The following is a 16,860-nucleotide window of genomic DNA, read 5'->3' on the forward strand; positions in this document are numbered from 1 at the left end:
TATGGCCTGTTACATCATCACAACATCGAATTGCTCGCGCATATAAAGCAATTCTGTCTGGAATTTCAAAGGCTTGCCAATAAAGGACTCTAACTCGGCAACACTGGCGGATTCTTCATCCATTAAGCGATCCACCACTTCCTGCGCCGCAATCACTAAGTACTGACTCGCTTCGAATTGGCGAGCCTCCCGTAAAATCTCGCGTAGAATTTCATAGCATACGGTTTCTACCGTTTTGACGGTCGCTCGGCCACTACAGGCGGGGCAAGGTTCACAAAGAATTTGTTCCAGACTCTCACGGGTACGCTTGCGGGTCATTTCCACCAACCCTAGAGAAGAGACCTCACTAATATGAGTCTTGGCATGGTCTTTCTCCAACCCCTTTTCTAAGGCCCGCAATACCTGCCGTTTGTGCTCTTCTTCCTCCATATCGATAAAATCAATGATGATGATACCACCAAGGTTACGCAATCTTAGCTGCCTGCAAATAGCCTGCGCCGCCTCCAGGTTTGTTTTAAAAATAGTCTCTTCCAGATTGCGATGGCCCACAAATGCTCCCGTGTTAACGTCAATGGTAGCCATTGCCTCTGTTTGATCAATAATCAGATAACCCCCAGATTTGAGCTGTACCTTACGGCCCAGGGATTTTTGAATTTCATCCTCAATACCGTAGAGATCAAAGATCGGCCGTTCTCCTTGATAACACTCCAAGGTGGTCAAAAGATCAGGGATGAAACGCTCGGCAAAATCAACCAATTTATGATAGGTTTCTCGGGAATCAACGCGAACCCGCTCTACCCGCTCATGTACGAAATCCCGCATCGTCCGCATCACCAAAGAGAGATCTTTGTGAACGACACTGCCGGCTTTAACGGTTTGGCTGCGCTCCTTAATAGTACGCCAGAGCTTATGGAGAAACTCCATGTCAGTGCATAGATCTTCTTCGACGGCGCCTTCCGCTACCGTGCGAATGATATACCCCCCACAGTTATCTTCGAGTAATACCGATGCCAGCAAACTTTTAAGCCGCTGGCGTTCCTCCGCGTCTTCTATTTTCAACGAAACCCCGGTACCTGACATCTCTGGCATATAAACCAAATAACGGGAGGCAATGGAAATTTGGGTCGTCAGGCGCGCCCCTTTGGTTCCGATGGGGTCTTTAATGACTTGCACCAGCACCTCCTGCCCCTCTGAGAGTAGCGAAGTGATGGATGGAACCCCCGCCTCGCTTTCCAAATCTCCCATCTGGCCCGGCGGCAGCCTAATATCGGAAGCATGGAGAAAGGCAGCCCGTTCTAGGCCAATATTCACGAAGGCAGCTTGCATGCCGGGCAAAATCCGGTTTACCTGCCCTTTATAGATATTACCCACCCACCCCCGGCGACTGCTCCGCTCAATATACAACTCCTGCACCACGCCATTTTCAACGACGGCGACTCGGGTCTCACTGGGCGTGACATTGATGAGGATCTCCTCACTCATGATCTATTTTTTCCTTTCTTGAAGATTCCCCAGCAGTTCTCCCGTCTCGTACAGAGGCAGGCCCATGACTCCAGAATAACTGCCTTCAAGGCGAGAGATAAACAGTGCCGCCCAGCCTTGTATAGCGTAAGCCCCAGCTTTATCGAGCCCTTCACCGGAAGCAAGATAAGCCTCGCATTCGTCCTTTGTAAGCCGTTTGAAAGTTACGGTACTAACGCTTAACCGGTACTGCGCTTCATCGCCATTGGTTAAGGCCACAGCTGTCAACACCTGATGACTACGGCCCGAGAGCCGCGTTAGCATGACCCCCGCCTGAGCGCGATCCGCAGGTTTACCCAGAATTTCATTCTCTACCACTACTGCCGTATCGGCACCCAAAACGGGCAGCCGTCCCCGGGGCGGCTGCTGCCCCCAACCCGCTCTGGCTTTCGCCAAAGCTAAACGATACACATAGCTAGTAGGCCGTTCCGCCGGCTGAGGACTCTCATCTACCTTAATATCAAGGCGCTTAAACTCAACCCCAATCTGGGCTAATAGCGCTTGACGGCGTGGTGAAGTAGAGGCAAGCGCAATAGGGGGAAATAGGCCACGCACGATCTTTATAATTCCTTTCAAAATGTGCTCTATTAAAATAGGCTAATTGGGCCTAATCATGGATAAAGGGGTATTAAGCCCCTCATTAGGAAAAATTCACGCTGAACAAATATCAGGATTAGCTGGCCCGATGGTAGGGGTGACGGTTAAGTAAACTGAAAGCCCGATAAATTTGTTCTGCCAAAATCACACGCACCAATCCATGGGGTAGGGTAAGAGAAGACAGGGACCATAACCCCGTAGCCTGCTCTAGGCAAAGGGGAGCCAACCCATCTGGCCCACCAATTAATAAGACCACATCCTGGCCTTCATTCATCCATATTTGTAAACGCCTGGCTACTTCTTCGGTGCTCCAGGATTGCCCACGCTCATCGCAAGCAATCACCTTGCTGTTAGGCGGAACAGCGGCTAACAAACGGCGGCACTCATCTTGCCGCCACTGGGTAGGATGCCCGCTTTTACCACGCCGGGCAGGGGCAATTTCCACCAAACTAAGGGAACACTGCCGCGGTAGGCGCTGGGCATACTCCTGATAGCCTTCTCCAATCCAACGGGGCAAACGCTGCCCCACAGCGATAACGTAGATATTCATTTTTGCCTACTGCTCTTTAACTCCCTGAGCGGAAGGAATATTCCAAAGCTTCTCTAGATTATAAAAGGCCCGTACCTGAGGTAACATAATATGGGCGACCACGTCCCCCATATCCACCAATACCCATTCTCCATAGGACTCGCCCTCCACGCCTAAAGTTCGATACCCTGCCGCTTCACATCTTTCGATAACTTCATTGGCTAAAGCCTTCACTTGGCGATTAGAAGTCCCACTGGCAATCACCATGTAATCAGCTACCGTGGTAAGTTTCCGCACGTCTAAAACCTGGATATCATGCCCCTTTAACGCTTCTAGGGCGCTCACCACGAATTCTTTAAGTTCTACAGTTGACATTATTTCTCCGGTGTAGAAAGAGAAGGGAGATATAAACATTCTTTTTGGATATAGTTCCAAACGACACTAGGTAGAAGGTAACGGGCGCTCCCTCCGGCTTCAACTAAAGTCCGGATACGGGTGGCGGATATCTCCAAGGGAGTGACTTCCAGAGGCAAAATAAAACCCATGGGCTGTTGCATCAATTGGGCCGGGTCGTGGATACGCCGCGCCTCAAAAAAATCTCCTAGTTCATCTCCTCGAGGAAGCAACCCGCCTGGACGCCTCATCACCAGCAAATGGGCTAATTCGATAAGTTCCGTCCACCGGTGCCATTTAGGGAGTCCCTGAAAAGCATCGGTCCCCATTATCAAGCATAAGGGTACATTTCCCTGCTCTGCGCGTAGCGAGGCCAGAGTATCAACCATATAGGAAGGGCCAGTCCGGGCCAACTCCCGCTCATCGACCCTAAATCGGGACTCTCCAGCAATGGCAAGCCGCAACATCGCTAAACGTTGCTCTGGGTTGGCTACTGGTAATTGGCGGTGAGGAGGATGCCGGCAAGGGATGAACCGTACCTCCGCTAAGGAAAGCTGCTCAAGCAGATCCAACGCAGGGCGCAAATGACCGAAATGGACCGGATCAAAAGTACCACCGAAAATCCCTATTGGGGCCGCAGAACAATTAGATTGAGCAGCAAGCGCTCGTGAATGCAAAGTCAAAAAATATTATTCCCTGATATGCCCATTCCCTAATACGATCCACTTCTGTGAGGTTAATCCCTCCAGACCTACTGGCCCACGGGCATGGAGCTTATCGGTAGAAATTCCAATTTCAGCGCCTAGGCCGTACTCAAAACCATCGGCAAAACGGGTCGAGGCATTCACCATTACCGAGCTGGAATCTACTTCGGTAAGGAAACGCCGCGCCCGAGTAAAATCTTCAGTCACAATTGTTTCGGTATGGTGGGAGCCATAGTGAGTAATGTGCTCAATCGCCTCATCAAGGCCCGCCACTATCCGAATAGCAAGGAGCGGGGCTAGATATTCAGTGTACCAGTCTTCTTCAGTCGCGGGCTCGATATGGGGTAATAAACCTTGAGTTTCCGGACAACCGCGCAGTTCCACCCCAGCACTACAATAATGCTCCCCCATCATTGGCAATATCTCAGCGGCAATCTCGCGGGCTACCAACAAAGTCTCCATGGCATTGCAAACCCCATAACGTTGACATTTTGCATTAACTGCAATCGCCACCGCCTTGTCCAGATCGGCCCGGTCATCAATATAAACATGGCAAATCCCATCCAGATGCTTAATGACAGGAATCTTTGCCTCCTGGCTAATCCGCTCAATCAGACTCCTACCCCCCCGGGGAATAATCACATCCACATGCTCTTCCTGAGTAATCAACGCCCCGACCGCCAAACGGTCGGTAGTTTCAACCACTTGCACTGCCTCCTGTGGCAATCCCGCCTGCTCCAGTCCCTGGTGGATGCAACAGGCAATGGCTTGATTAGAATGAAAAGCTTCGGAACCACCACGAAGGATAACCGCATTACCCGATTTTAAGCATAAACCGGCAGCATCCGCAGTGACATTAGGGCGGGATTCATAGATGATTCCAATCACGCCAAGGGGAACTCGCATTCGCCCTACCTGAATACCCGAAGGCCGATAGCTGAGCTCACTAATCGCGCCCACGGGGTCCGGCAGGGACGCAATCTGACGTAGCCCCTCGGCCATTACGGCAATTCTTGCCTCTGTTAACGTCAGCCGATCCAGCAAAGCCTCGTCCAGTCCTTTGCTCCTCCCCGCGGCTAAGTCCTTATGATTGGCCTCGACTAAAGCTTGGCTTTCCTTCTCTATAAAAGAGGCTGCCATCTCCAAGGCTTGGTTTTTTTCCTCCGCGCCGGCCCGCGCCAATACTCGGCTTACTTTACGAGCCCGACAGCCAAGGTTCTGCATATAATCTTTAATATCCATACTTACTCTAACAGCGTCTTAATAAATAATATCTCTATATCATTAAGGAGGCGCTTGGCATACCGAGTTGATATCCCCTCTCTAGCCGGAGCCTAATGCTCCACGGCGGGAGGAAATAGCTCAAACCCCGCAATCGCTAAACACAACTGCAGGATGGCCTCCCAAGGGCGGCCCCTCGCTGCGCCCTTAACCATACGATCAATTTCGCCTAATTGTCGCAAAAAAAGCAGCCAGCGGTGCGCTGAATGGCGGGATAATGCCTGTTTGCTCAGGGCCTTACGCCGTTCCCATACCCGCTGCTCTCGCAAAGCCTGATCTACCGGCATTCCCTGGGCGCAAATCCTGGCCATGCGGGCCAATCGCCGTAGCTCCCAGGCTAAAGCCCCTACAACGATAACAGGCTCCACTCCTTCAGCTTGTAACCCGCGCCAGATCCGCGCTATCTGGACTACATCGCCAGCTAATGCACTTTCCATAAGACGAAAAACATCATAACGGGCATTATCGGCGACAACCTCTTCTACTCTGCTGACATCGATAGTCTCTTCTGGAAACAACAAAGCCAGTCTGTCAATTTCTTGTGCGCAGGCAAGAAGGTTGCCTTCCAAGCGCTCAACCAACACAGTCACGGCCTCTTGAGTAGGGGACAAGTTTCTGCTATGCATACGGCGCTCAATCCACCGGGACAACGACGAAATATCAACTTTAAAAACCTGGACCACAACCCCAGCTTGCTCTAACGCGGAGAACCATCGAGTTCCCTGATGCCGGCGCTCCAATTTACCGCTAATAATTAACAAGAGCGTATCCGGGCTTGGGTTTTCCCCATAAGCACGTAATACCTTAGCGCCAGCTTCGCTAACCGCGTTTGTTGGCAGGCGCAACTCAATAAGGCGGTGGGCGGCAAATAAGGAAAGACCCCTGGTGGCCCACTGCAGCTGCGCCCAATCAAATCCGCGCTCAATATGCATGACTTCGCGCTCGTAAAAACCCTGGGATTGAACCCGGGAGCGGATAAGGTCGGCCCCTTCTTCGATGAGCAACGGTTCATCGCCGAAGAGCAGATAAACAGGAGCCAGTTTGCCACGCCCTAGATGAGCAGGAAGTTGTTCTAGTTTAACTCTCATCCACGTGGGGAGGCGGCAATGCTTCTAGGCGCCAAAGAATTTGCTGTACCATATCATTCTGCAATGTTTCGCGCAGCAGCTTTTCCTGCTCTCCAGCTGAAATGACACTACTCTGGTCAAATAGATATTGCCGCATCAGCTCCAACCGCTGGGAGGGTAATAAAACTTCTCCCTTAGAATTAATAACTTGGAACTGCAATACGTATTTAAGCGCATATTCCTGTACTTTACCCGTGGATTCCACGGAGAGTACTTGCCGCTGCAGCTGATTGTAGGTAATGCTCAATAAGGCAGTCGCCTCCTCAGGAACTGAAGTGACGGTAATACCATGGGCTTCAAGGCGGCGCTTAAGGCCAATACCTAGTTGGCTATAAGGCGCAACTCCTTGCAAATAAGTTTGATTCAATAAGGGTGAAAGTTCGCTACCGCCCCGTAAATGAAAACCGCAGCCTACTAAGAATAATAACGAGAGCAAGAGTGTTCTCCCCAGCCAGTGGCTCACTATTGCGAAAAATTTCAATGAATCAACTGACCACTAAATTGACAAGACGATTAGGAACGATAATCACTTTTTGTACCGTCTTACCCTCAATAAACCGCTGCACATTTGGTTCGGCTTGAGCCTGACCTTCAATCTCTTCTCGCGGCGCCTGAACCGCCACCGTAATTTGCCCACGCCGCTTGCCATTTACTTGAACGACTAATTCAATACTTTCCTTGGCGAGAGCATCCGGATCGGCTTCTGGCCACGGCACGCCAATGATGGCTTCACGATGCCCTAGCTCCTGCCATAGCCGATGACAGATATGGGGGGTAATGGGCGAGAGTAATAGCACCACAGCTTCTAGCGCCTCCTGGCGTATGGCTTGTCCCTGGGGAGAAGAATCATCAAACTTTGCCAAGGCATTCATCAACTCCATGATTGCCGCAATTGCCGTATTAAAAGTATACCGACGACCAATATCATCACTAGCCTTAGCAATAGTTTCGTGAACTTTGGCCCGGAAAGACTTTTGCTCCGAATTCAAGTCTTTTACCTTTAGGGTAAGAGCTGCTTTCGGGTCCTGCTCAACGTGAGCAGCGACTATCCGCCAAAGACGTTTAAGAAACCGGTGGGCACCTTCCACGCCACTCTCAGACCACTCCAGGGATTGTTCTGGCGGCGCAGCAAACATAATAAACAAGCGGGCTGTATCCGCTCCATAGTGCTCAATAAGCGCTTGTGGATCCACCGTATTGCCCTTGGATTTAGACATCTTGGCGCCGTCTTTGAGCACCATCCCTTGAGTCAATAGATGGGTGAAAGGTTCATCGCTCCGTACCAAGCCCATATCCCGCATCACCTTATGGAAAAAGCGCGCATAGAGCAGGTGCAGCACGGCATGTTCAATGCCACCAATATATTGGTCCACGGGAAGCCAATAATCTCCCCGCTCATCCACCATAGTGGCATTATTATCCGGGCAGCAGTAGCGGGCATAATACCAAGAGGATTCAAAAAAGGTATCAAAGGTATCGGTTTCCCTCTTGGCCTGGCCCCCACATTGGGGACAGGATGTCTGATAAAATTCAGGTAATTGCTTAAGCGGCGAGCGAATCCCATCAAATCGAACCCTTTCAGGAAGCACTACGGGTAAATCTTCCTCGGGTACCGGTATCGCACCGCAGTGGAGACAATGAACGATCGGGATGGGGGCTCCCCAGTAGCGTTGGCGCGATACACCCCAGTCCCGCAACCGATAATTCACCCGCCGCTGCCCCTTGCCGCCACGCTCCAAATGCTCTGCAATGGCCGCAAACGCTTGGTCAAAATCCAGGCCAGTAAAGTCACCTGAGTTGATGAGTAGGCCTTTTTCTACAAAAGCCGACTGCTCTAAATTGCAGCTAGCTTGATCATCCTTTGGGGCAATCACCTGTTGAATAGGCAACCCATATACCTTGGCAAACTCATAATCCCGCTGGTCATGGGCAGGAACAGCCATGACTGCCCCGGTACCATAGCCCATGAGGACAAAATTGGCGACCCAGATGGGCACCGCTTCCCCGGTGATGGGATGAATTGCTTTAAAGCCCGTATCCATCCCCTCTTTTTCCAAGGTTTCTAGTATTGCTTCCGAGGTTGCTGTACGCTGGCACTGTTCAAGGAAAGCTGCTAATGCCGGATTGCTTGTTGCCGCCTCCCGGGCCAGAGGATGTTCCGCCGCTACCGAAACAAAGGTAACGCCCATCAATGTATCCGGGCGGGTAGTGAATACAGCTAGAGCCTCCTTTCCCTCCACATGAAACTGCACTTCTATCCCTTCAGAGCGGCCAATCCAGTTACGCTGCATGGCGCGGACCTGCTCCGGCCAACCGGTGAGTCCATCCAGGGCGGTAAGCAATTCCTCCCCATAGGCCGTGATTTTCAAAAACCACTGGGGTATCTCCCGCCGTTCTACGAGCGCGCCCGAACGCCAGCCGCGGCCATCAATAACCTGCTCATTCGCCAAAACCGTTTGATCTACCGGGTCCCAATTAACCAAGGCGGTTTTTTTATAAACTAATCCCTTAGCAAATAGTTTGGTAAATAGCCACTGTTCCCAACGGTAATAATCCGGCTGACAGGTGGCCAGTTCACGGGACCAGTCATAGGCAAAGCCGAGCCGCTTTAATTGCCTTCGCATGTGGTCAATGTTTTCATAAGTCCACTGAGCCGGCGGCACCCGATTTTGAATAGCAGCGTTCTCGGCCGGCAAGCCAAAGGCGTCCCAACCCATGGGTTGAAGCACGTTTCTGCCCCTCATGCGCTGATAACGGCTGATGACATCACCAATCGTATAATTCCGCACATGGCCCATATGCAATCGTCCACTAGGGTAAGGGAACATGGACAAGCAGTAGAATTTTTCCTTGCTCGGATCCTCACTAGCCCGAAAGCTTTGATGCTGTTCCCAATAAGCCTGAGCCTCGGCTTCAATCTGAATGGCCTGATAATGTTCGTCCATCGAAATTTATAGGTTCACTGGTAAAATGACTTAACTCTAAAAATATCTAGCTTCCACCCTTCAATCACGAGGCGGATGGCGGACCAAGAAATAACCGGTAAGCGGGATTATCGGTCTCCTCCTGGCAGGTATAGGCAAGTTCATCCAAAAAAATCTGAAATTCTATTTTTTCGGCGGGAGGCACTTGAATGCCTGCCAATACCCGGCCATAAGCTGCCCCATGGTTACGGTAGTGGAACAGACTAATATTCCAACGGCTACCCATATGAGTTAAAAAACGCAGTAGAGCACCTGGACGCTCGGGAAATTCAAACCGGTAAAGGACCTCATCCTTTAACTTTGATGCTTGTCCGCCTACCATATAACGCACGTGGAGTTTGGCCATTTCGTTATCGCTCATATCCACCACGGAATAGCCCTTCTGGTGAAGATCATGGAGTAACTGATCCTTGACATGACTGCCGTTGCGCGTCTGAATTCCCACAAACACATGGGCCTCACCGGAATCGCCATAGCGGTAATTAAACTCGGTAATGCCCCGTTTACCAATGGCCTCGCAAAAAGCAAGAAAACTGCCCCGCTGCTCGGGGATTGTGACACAAAACAAAGCCTCCCGCCGCTCACCTAATTCAGCCCGCTCGGCCACATGGCGCAGCCGGTCAAAATTGATATTGGCCCCACTGTCAATGGCTACCAAACTCTGTCCCCGGAGTCCTTCCCGCTCCACATACTGCTTTAACCCGGCAACAGCCAAAGCCCCTGCCGGCTCAGCGATAGAACGGGTATCCTCGAAAATATCCATGATGGCGGCGCAAATGGCATCACTATCCACCAACAGCACTTCATCCACGGCTTCCCGCGCAATGCGGAAGGGTTCTTTGCCTACCTGGCGAACTGCGGCGCCATCCGCAAAAATACCCACCTGATCAAGTACTACCCGCTCTCCTACTTGCAGAGCCTGATAAAGACTAGATGCATCGTCGGGCTCCACCCCAATAACACGGATTTCCGGCGAAAGAGCTTTAACATAGGCAGCCACCCCGGCAATAAGCCCACCGCCACCTACAGGTACAAATATGGCATGCAACGGCTCTGGGTATTGGCGCAGAATCTCCATCGCTACGGTTCCTTGGCCAGCAATAACTTCAGGATCGTCATAGGGATGGATAAAAGTACACACCTGCTTTTCAGCCAAAGCCAGCGCATATTGGTAGGCTTCATCGTAAGTATTGCCCACCAAATCGATCTCGGCACCCAGATCACGCACTGCTTCAATTTTGATTGGCGGTGTTGTCCGAGGCATCACAATCCGGGCGCTTATCCCCAGCTTGCGGGCGGAAAGCGCAACGCCTTGAGCATGGTTGCCCGCCGAAGCGGCAATCACCCCTCGCTGACGTGCCTCCTCCGATAACTGGAGGAGTTTGTTATGAGCTCCCCGCAACTTAAAGGAAAAAACGGGTTGCAGATCTTCCCGCTTTAGCAATACGGCGTTTTGCAATCGCCCAGAAAGACGCCCCATGGATTCCAGCGGAGTTTCCTTGGCAATTTCATAAACACGGGCCTTGAGAATGCGTTCTAGATAGCTGTACAACATGGCCTATACATTAACAACAATACACAATGGTGTCAGCGACTTCCTATTTCCCTTATAATTAATTTGCGTGGAGAATGGACCATACCATAAGGAGCAGGATAGTAATGAGTCCCGATGAAATGAAAAAGCTGGCCGCTAAAGCTGCCCTTGAGCATGTAGAACCAGGTACTATCGTTGGTACGGGCACAGGCTCTACCGTTAACCATTTTATTGATCTGCTGGGAACAATTAAAGGCAAGATCGAGGGTGCCGTCTCCAGTTCCGAGGCTTCCACCGCACGGCTTAAAGCTCTCAATATTCCCGTTTACGAGCTAAATGCGGTAGGAGAAATTCCCCTCTATATTGATGGCGCCGACGAGTCTAATCATTATCTGCAGCTCATTAAAGGGGGAGGCGGGGCACTAACCCGGGAGAAAATCATTGCCGCTGCCAGCAAGAAATTTGTCTGTATTGCAGATCAGTCAAAGCTCGTTGATATATTGGGCACCTTCCCACTCCCCGTGGAAGTCATCCCTATGGCGCGCAGCTATGTGGCGCGGCAAATCGTTAAGCTTGGTGGAGAGCCCGTTTACCGGGAAGGTTTTATCACCGATAATGGTAATCAAATTCTGGATACCCACGGGCTTTCCATTATGGAGCCTGCTAAACTGGAAGGACAGCTCAATAATATCCCCGGTGTAGTCACTAACGGTCTGTTCGCCATATATCCCGCGGACGTGCTTATCCTCGGTTCTCCAGAGGGCGTCAAAACCATTTACCCTAAATAAACAGCAAAGCAAAACAGCCCGGTTTTTGAGCTAATCTAGAAACCTGAGCCCTACTCCTCTGCTATCTTGCCGGACTATCTCTGCTGTAAGAAGGGGTGGAGTTTCACCGTTGGCGAGGGAATTTTTAAGCTGCACGGTCACTTTCTCCCCCACCGGCGGAAGCTCCTGACCATCGGCGCCAAGAAAGATTCCATTATTACTGAGATCGTGGGTTTTAAAGATAAGTGGCTCTTCCGGGGAAGATTTCCGTTTAACCCGGACCTCTACAGTAACCGGCAGACGCTCTGATTTTCGCTTCTCAACCATAAAATCTCCTGAAGGCAATGGGGAAAATTTTGTAACCCTGAACTTAACTATATCGACCGTTTTCTCGTGGCATGAGTAGCAATAGCATAAAGGCGCTTACTGCCTAGCGGATTGAATTAATCCTCGAAATTGAGCATTATCGTTGCCCATGTTTAAACCCTTACCTCTTTATATTGGCCTGCGGTATACGCGGGCTAAGCGGCGTAATTATTTTATTTCATTCATTTCCTTGACCTCCATGCTAGGCGTGGCGCTAGGCGTGGCTGCTTTAATTACCGTACTTTCCGTGATGAATGGTTTTGAGAAGGAACTCCGTACCCGCATCCTGGGAATGGTTGCCCACGTCATTGTCACCGGCCCCGATGGAACCCTTGAGCACTGGCAGGCCCTTAAGACCCAACTGGAAGAAAACGCTAAGATAGCTGGAATAGCCCCTTTTATAGAGGGACAAGGTATGGCAACTCACCGCAATCAAGTACAGGGCACACTGGTACGCGGGATCCTCCCTCAACAAGAAGATCAAGTGCTTGATATCCACGGCAAGATGGTAGCAGGCAGCTTAGATGCTCTACGACCCGGAAGCTTCCAAATCGTATTGGGCATGGATTTGGCCCGCACCCTAGGGGTTTTTATCGGCGATAAGATTACCCTGGTTACCCCTCACGCAACCACCACGCCAGCGGGAATTATCCCTCGTCTTAAGCGAGTCACAGTGGCAGGAGTTTTCCAAGTGGGGATGTACGAGTATGATAGCGCCCTTGCCATCATGAACCTAGAGGATGCGGCGGTTCTCTTTCGCATTCCGGGAAAAGTCAGCGGACTTCGACTTAAGCTCGACGATTTATTTAGCGCCCCCCGCCTCGCCCGCGAACTGCGCGAAACTTTACCCGGCAACTACCGAACAGCGGACTGGACCTACCAACATGCCAATTTTTTTCGCGCCTTGAAAACGGAAAAAACAGTCATGTTTGTCATTTTATTTCTGATTGTCGCGGTAGCCGCCTTTAACATTGTCTCCACCTTGGTCATGGTGGTGACGGATAAACAAGCCGATATCGCCATTTTGCGCACCTTAGGGGCGACTCCAGCAAGTATTATGGGAATCTTTATGGTTCAAGGCACGGTTATTGGCTTTATCGGCACCATTTTGGGCATGATAGGGGGGATTACCCTAGCGTTTAATGTAGAAACGGTAGTGCCCCAAATTGAAGCCTTGTTTGGCGTCCAATTCTTACCCGCAGATGTCTATTACATCAGCGAACTTCCCTCGGAACTGAATTGGGATGATGTCATTACCATTTGCAGCACGGCTTTCCTGCTCTGCCTTCTGGTAACCCTCTACCCCGCTTGGCAAGCCGCCCGCACCCACCCTGCCGAGGCCCTGCGCTATGAATAATACGGAGCAAGAAATGGTGCTATGGTGCCGCGATTTAGCCCGGAAATTTACCGATGGCTACCTTTCGGTAGAAGTGCTGCGGGAAGTAAATTTATCCATTGCCCCTAGAGAATGCGTTGCCATCATTGGCGCCTCGGGCTCAGGCAAAAGCACCTTGCTCCATTTGCTTGGGGGATTAGATCGCCCAACTCAAGGCCAAGTTTGGATCGCAGGCCAAAATCTGGCCCGGCTTAACGACACGGAACGGGGCCGGTTACGTAACCGCGCCCTGGGCTTTATCTACCAACTCCATCACCTGCTCCCTGAATTTACGGCCTTGGAAAATACCGCGCTGCCCTTGCTCATCGCCGGTGCCAGCACAGCCAACGCCCAGAAGAAAGCCATGGCATTGCTACAACGAGTCGGCCTAGAGGCCCGCTTTAACCACAAGCCGGGAGAACTATCAGGGGGGGAGCGCCAACGGGCCGCCGTGGCTCGTGCCTTAGTCACCGATCCTCGCTGCGTACTGGCTGACGAGCCAACAGGCAACCTGGATCGAAAAAACGCCGAGCAAGTCTTTAAACTAATGCTGGATCTCAATCATGAGCTAGGTACCGCACTGGTGATAGTCACCCATGATATCCATTTGGCGGCACAAACTGATCGGGTGCTTACTCTAATGGATGGACGCTTGGTGCAAGAGCCATTACCCTAGCGCTTACTTCTCCATTTGCGATATCACTTTCCGCCGTTTGCGATTCCGCCAGCGCCGCGACACTTCCAGCCGCCATAAAACAAGCGTAAGCAGTCCACCGGTAAGACCCACTACGACGCCTACCACTAGACAACCCAGTAAAAACGGCTCCCAAGTAGCTGCCAATCGCGTCTGCAACCACTGCTGCCAGGTGAATTCAAATTCTGGCCCATAAACGGGGCTTCCTAACAACCAGGTCCCAACCTTATAGGCAAAAAAGAACATCGGCCCCATGGTCAAGGGATTAGTCACCCAAACCATCAAAATAGCAACAGGCAGGTTCACCCGGGCCCAGGCAGCGGCTACCGCCGCTATCAACATCTGGCCAGGCAATGGCAGAAAAGCGATGAACAGTCCAACGCCTACTGCCCCCGCAGTGGAACGACGGCTGAGATGCCAAAGATCGGAGGCAAAAAACCATTCTCCAAGATGCCGCAAATGTTTATGCTCCTGGAGCTGATGGGGCTGGGGGATATAGCGTTTAATAATTCGGCGCGGCATGGTGTAAGCAAACCTCAAGCAATTTCACATTGTCATTATTAATCTATAGCTATGATCAGGATCCTAAACGCATGAGGTCAAATATCCATGACCAGGGTCCCAAATATGTTACTCAATGCGCTTGCCTTCCTCACAGGGATAGTCATTCTACAACAATTGCCACTGCTACCCGACCCCACATGGTCCTTGCTGTTATTGGGTTTGCTCCCATGGACTCTCTTCCAGCAACGCTTACGGCCGCTATTACTGCTTGTCATTGGCTTCCTCTGGGCCCTATTTCGCGCTGATTTATTGCTCTCCCAGGAACTTCCATTGGCATTAGAAGGTCAGGATATCTTGCTTGAAGGCACGGTAGCTTCCATTCCAGAGGTTCTTGATCATCGTTTACGCTTTGCCTTTGCGCCACAACGCATAATTTTCAAGAGCCAAACCTGGCATGGCCCTAAGCGGGTACGCCTAAGTTGGTATCGACATCCCCTTTTTAAGCTTAAAGCAGGAGATCGGTGGCAACTGCTAGTTCGCCTCAAACGCCCGCGGGGGTTTATGAATCCAGGCGGATTCGATTATGAAGGCTGGCTTTTCCGCCAGGGCTTTCGGGCGACCGGTTACGTCCGTTCGGCAACGACTAACCGCCTTATCGAATCCCATTGGTATCACCATCCCCTTGACCGTGCCCGTCAATACCTGCTTGAGCACATGGTTCCCCTCCTTGCCGATAGCCCCCAACGGGGACTAGTGCAAGCACTCACCTTAGGCGAGCGCGGCGCCATTACCCCTCAGCAATGGCAAGTTCTGGAACGTACCGGAACCAATCATCTGGTGGCGATTTCGGGACTCCACATCGGGCTACTAGCAGGGATCGCCTATTTTTTGGGACGGCGCCTATGGTCCCTGCGGGCAGCTAATATCCTCACTTTACCAGCCTCTCAGGCGGCAGCCGTGAGCGCGATTATCAGCGCCCTATTTTACGCTGCCCTAGCAGGCTTCTCCATCCCTACTCAACGAGCCCTGATTATGGTCAGCGTGGTTATGCTCGCAGTATTGGCGAAACGCCCCATCCATACCTCCCGCGCCCTGGCTTTTGCTCTGATATTAGTACTACTCTGGGACCCACTTTCTGTGCTTTCTCCAGGTTTCTGGTTGTCCTTTGGCGCCGTTGCAGTACTGACGTTTGGACTTACCGGGCAACGCCCTTTACCCGGCACTAAAACCCCAGGGTTTAGTAGCCTTTCCTCTTACCTTGAGCACTTTTGGCGGCGGTGGGGCAAAGCTCAGTGGGTAGTCGCTATCGGACTAGCGCCCATTCTTTTATACCAATTTCAGCGTCTTTCCTTGATAGCCCCTGTTACCAACCTGGTCGCCGTCCCCTGGATGGGATTCCTGGTAGTGCCGCCCCTCCTCTTAGGCACGATATTACTCATTCCATTCCCGCTTTTGGGAACAGCCCTTATTAGCCTAGGCGATTATCTGCTGGCCTTACTCTGGAACATTCTCGCCTGGTGTTCAACCCTTCCCGTCGCTCAATGGGAACACGCTGGCCCTCCCCTTTGGGCACTCCTTCCAGCCATTCTTGGTAGCCTGCTACTGCTGGCCCCACGGGGATTACCTGGCCGCTGGTTAGGACTGCTTGCTCTCCTTCCTTTATTGTTAACATCTTCACCCCGCCCATCCTATGGAACGCTATGGTTCACTCTGCTGGATGTGGGGCAGGGACTTGCGGCAGTCGTCCGCACCCACCATCACACCTTAGTATTCGATGCCGGGCCCCGCTATAGCGAGCGGTTTAACACCGGTGAAGCTGTCGTTGCACCATTTCTACGCAGCCAAAATATTAATACTATCGACACCCTGGTGGTCAGCCATGGTGATAATGATCATATAGGCGGCGTAGCGGGACTCCTGCACCATTTCCCAGCTAAACGGATTCTTACTAGCGCTCCCGAACAGCTCCGCTGGCTCCATCCCAAGTCCTGTGCTCGCGGTCAACAATGGCGTTGGGATGGGGTTTATTTTCACATTCTTCATCCCCAATCAACCGTAGGCCGCGGCAACAACCATTCCTGCGTATTGCTCATCACAAGCGGAGCACAGCGCATCCTTATTGCCGCCGATATCGAACGTTCCGCAGAGCAAACCCTGCTTACGGCCACTACCGACGGACTCGCTGCAACTATTTTAGTGGTCCCTCATCATGGCAGTCTGACTTCTTCAAGCCCCCCCTTCATAGCCGCAGTTAATCCCGAGCACGCCCTGTTTTCGGCAGGCTACCGTAATCGCTGGGGCTTCCCTAAATCGGCTATCGTACAACGTTATCTTCGTCAAGGCACAAAATTATGGAGCACGGCCCAGCATGGGGCCATCACATTTCATTTGGATCAGAACCCTCTCAGTAAACCAGAGACCTTTAGACAATCCAACCGCCATTACTGGACCGGTAATTAAAGCAGGGTTTGGGACTATCTGCCG

The 16,860-nt window shown here is 51.5% G+C and carries 16 protein-coding genes; 4 read left to right on the forward strand and 12 right to left on the reverse strand.

What is annotated here, in order from left to right; genetic code table 11:
* Positions 1–9: 9 nt before the first annotated feature.
* The 10 genes from rng to ilvA all read right to left on the reverse strand — a co-directional run bounded on the left by rng (position 10) and on the right by ilvA (position 10,691).
* Positions 10–1,482: a ribonuclease G gene (rng, locus tag NOC_RS14115; protein ID WP_002813611.1), complete on the reverse strand. Its 1,473-nt coding sequence runs from the start codon at positions 1,480–1,482 to the stop codon at positions 10–12.
* 3 nt (positions 1,483–1,485) lie between these two features.
* Positions 1,486–2,076 (reverse strand): Maf family protein, encoded by a 591-nt coding sequence (locus NOC_RS14120; protein WP_011331026.1) that lies wholly within the window; start codon positions 2,074–2,076, stop codon positions 1,486–1,488.
* A gap of 118 nt (positions 2,077–2,194) precedes the next feature.
* Positions 2,195–2,668, reverse strand: a complete 474-nt coding sequence (gene rlmH / locus NOC_RS14125) for a 23S rRNA (pseudouridine(1915)-N(3))-methyltransferase RlmH (protein WP_002812982.1) — start codon at positions 2,666–2,668, stop codon at positions 2,195–2,197.
* Positions 2,669–2,674: 6 nt separating this feature from the next.
* Positions 2,675–3,022, reverse strand: a complete 348-nt coding sequence (gene rsfS, locus NOC_RS14130) for a ribosome silencing factor (protein ID WP_002812111.1) — start codon at positions 3,020–3,022, stop codon at positions 2,675–2,677.
* Positions 3,022–3,723: a nicotinate-nucleotide adenylyltransferase gene (gene nadD / locus NOC_RS14135; protein WP_011331027.1), complete on the reverse strand. Its 702-nt coding sequence runs from the start codon at positions 3,721–3,723 to the stop codon at positions 3,022–3,024. The genes rsfS and nadD overlap by 1 nt, the downstream gene beginning before the upstream one ends.
* Positions 3,724–3,729: 6 nt before the next feature.
* Complete coding sequence (locus NOC_RS14140) at positions 3,730–4,986, reverse strand: glutamate-5-semialdehyde dehydrogenase (protein ID WP_002812548.1); 1,257 nt, start codon at positions 4,984–4,986, stop codon at positions 3,730–3,732.
* A 92-nt stretch (positions 4,987–5,078) separates the two neighbouring features.
* Positions 5,079–6,113 (reverse strand): DNA polymerase III subunit delta, encoded by a 1,035-nt coding sequence (gene holA, locus NOC_RS14145; RefSeq protein WP_002813045.1) that lies wholly within the window; start codon positions 6,111–6,113, stop codon positions 5,079–5,081.
* Complete coding sequence (gene lptE / locus NOC_RS14150) at positions 6,103–6,588, reverse strand: LPS assembly lipoprotein LptE (protein ID WP_011331028.1); 486 nt, start codon at positions 6,586–6,588, stop codon at positions 6,103–6,105. Before lptE ends, holA begins: the two co-directional genes overlap by 11 nt.
* A 49-nt stretch (positions 6,589–6,637) precedes the next feature.
* The gene (gene leuS / locus NOC_RS14155; RefSeq protein ID WP_002813910.1) at positions 6,638–9,097 is read right to left on the reverse strand and encodes a leucine--tRNA ligase; all 2,460 of its coding nucleotides are present in this window, start codon (positions 9,095–9,097) and stop codon (positions 6,638–6,640) included.
* A gap of 64 nt (positions 9,098–9,161) precedes the next feature.
* Positions 9,162–10,691 (reverse strand): threonine ammonia-lyase, biosynthetic, encoded by a 1,530-nt coding sequence (gene ilvA / locus NOC_RS14160; RefSeq protein WP_002812721.1) that lies wholly within the window; start codon positions 10,689–10,691, stop codon positions 9,162–9,164.
* A gap of 104 nt (positions 10,692–10,795) precedes the next feature.
* On the opposite strand from ilvA, the gene rpiA reads away from it, so the two are divergent.
* Positions 10,796–11,458, forward strand: a complete 663-nt coding sequence (gene rpiA / locus NOC_RS14165) for a ribose-5-phosphate isomerase RpiA (RefSeq protein ID WP_002812290.1) — start codon at positions 10,796–10,798, stop codon at positions 11,456–11,458.
* Between the two features lie 30 nt (positions 11,459–11,488).
* Here the strand turns inward: rpiA and NOC_RS14170 are convergent, their stop codons facing one another.
* Positions 11,489–11,764 carry a PilZ domain-containing protein gene (locus NOC_RS14170; protein WP_002812584.1) on the reverse strand — a complete coding sequence of 92 codons (276 nt, stop codon included), beginning with the start codon at positions 11,762–11,764 and terminating at the stop codon, positions 11,489–11,491.
* Positions 11,765–11,912: 148 nt separating this feature from the next.
* Here NOC_RS14170 and NOC_RS14175 point away from each other — a divergent pair, with 148 nt between their 5' ends.
* Both NOC_RS14175 and lolD read left to right on the forward strand, forming a co-directional pair.
* Positions 11,913–13,160, forward strand: a complete 1,248-nt coding sequence (locus NOC_RS14175; RefSeq protein ID WP_002813585.1) for a lipoprotein-releasing ABC transporter permease subunit — start codon at positions 11,913–11,915, stop codon at positions 13,158–13,160.
* Positions 13,153–13,854, forward strand: coding sequence for a lipoprotein-releasing ABC transporter ATP-binding protein LolD (gene lolD, locus NOC_RS14180; RefSeq protein WP_002812962.1), 702 nt, complete (start codon positions 13,153–13,155; stop codon positions 13,852–13,854). Before NOC_RS14175 ends, lolD begins: the two co-directional genes overlap by 8 nt.
* Positions 13,855–13,857: 3 nt before the next feature.
* Here the strand turns inward: lolD and NOC_RS14185 are convergent, their stop codons facing one another.
* Entirely contained in the window at positions 13,858–14,394 is a 537-nt protein-coding gene (locus NOC_RS14185) for a DUF2062 domain-containing protein (RefSeq protein ID WP_002812820.1), read from the reverse strand.
* An 87-nt stretch (positions 14,395–14,481) separates the two neighbouring features.
* Between NOC_RS14185 and NOC_RS14190 the strand changes: the two genes are divergently transcribed.
* Positions 14,482–16,836 (forward strand): DNA internalization-related competence protein ComEC/Rec2, encoded by a 2,355-nt coding sequence (locus NOC_RS14190; RefSeq protein WP_011331030.1) that lies wholly within the window; start codon positions 14,482–14,484, stop codon positions 16,834–16,836.
* Positions 16,837–16,860 lie beyond the last annotated feature (24 nt).

It is taken from the genome of Nitrosococcus oceani ATCC 19707, from assembly GCF_000012805.1.
Lineage (GTDB): Bacteria > Pseudomonadota > Gammaproteobacteria > Nitrosococcales > Nitrosococcaceae > Nitrosococcus > Nitrosococcus oceani.

Coding starts and splice junctions, on each gene's coding strand:
- rng (WP_002813611.1), bottom strand. CDS start 1,482: ATGAGTGAGGAGATCCTCATCAATGTCACGCCCAGTGAGACCCGAGTC.
- rlmH (WP_002812982.1), bottom strand. CDS start 2,668: ATGAATATCTACGTTATCGCTGTGGGGCAGCGTTTGCCCCGTTGGATT.
- rsfS (WP_002812111.1), bottom strand. CDS start 3,022: ATGTCAACTGTAGAACTTAAAGAATTCGTGGTGAGCGCCCTAGAAGCG.
- NOC_RS14140 (WP_002812548.1), bottom strand. CDS start 4,986: ATGGATATTAAAGATTATATGCAGAACCTTGGCTGTCGGGCTCGTAAA.
- holA (WP_002813045.1), bottom strand. CDS start 6,113: ATGAGAGTTAAACTAGAACAACTTCCTGCTCATCTAGGGCGTGGCAAA.
- leuS (WP_002813910.1), bottom strand. CDS start 9,097: ATGGACGAACATTATCAGGCCATTCAGATTGAAGCCGAGGCTCAGGCT.
- ilvA (WP_002812721.1), bottom strand. CDS start 10,691: ATGTTGTACAGCTATCTAGAACGCATTCTCAAGGCCCGTGTTTATGAA.
- rpiA (WP_002812290.1), top strand. CDS start 10,796: ATGAGTCCCGATGAAATGAAAAAGCTGGCCGCTAAAGCTGCCCTTGAG.
- NOC_RS14170 (WP_002812584.1), bottom strand. CDS start 11,764: ATGGTTGAGAAGCGAAAATCAGAGCGTCTGCCGGTTACTGTAGAGGTC.
- NOC_RS14175 (WP_002813585.1), top strand. CDS start 11,913: ATGTTTAAACCCTTACCTCTTTATATTGGCCTGCGGTATACGCGGGCT.
- lolD (WP_002812962.1), top strand. CDS start 13,153: ATGAATAATACGGAGCAAGAAATGGTGCTATGGTGCCGCGATTTAGCC.
- NOC_RS14185 (WP_002812820.1), bottom strand. CDS start 14,394: ATGCCGCGCCGAATTATTAAACGCTATATCCCCCAGCCCCATCAGCTC.
- NOC_RS14190 (WP_011331030.1), top strand. CDS start 14,482: ATGACCAGGGTCCCAAATATGTTACTCAATGCGCTTGCCTTCCTCACA.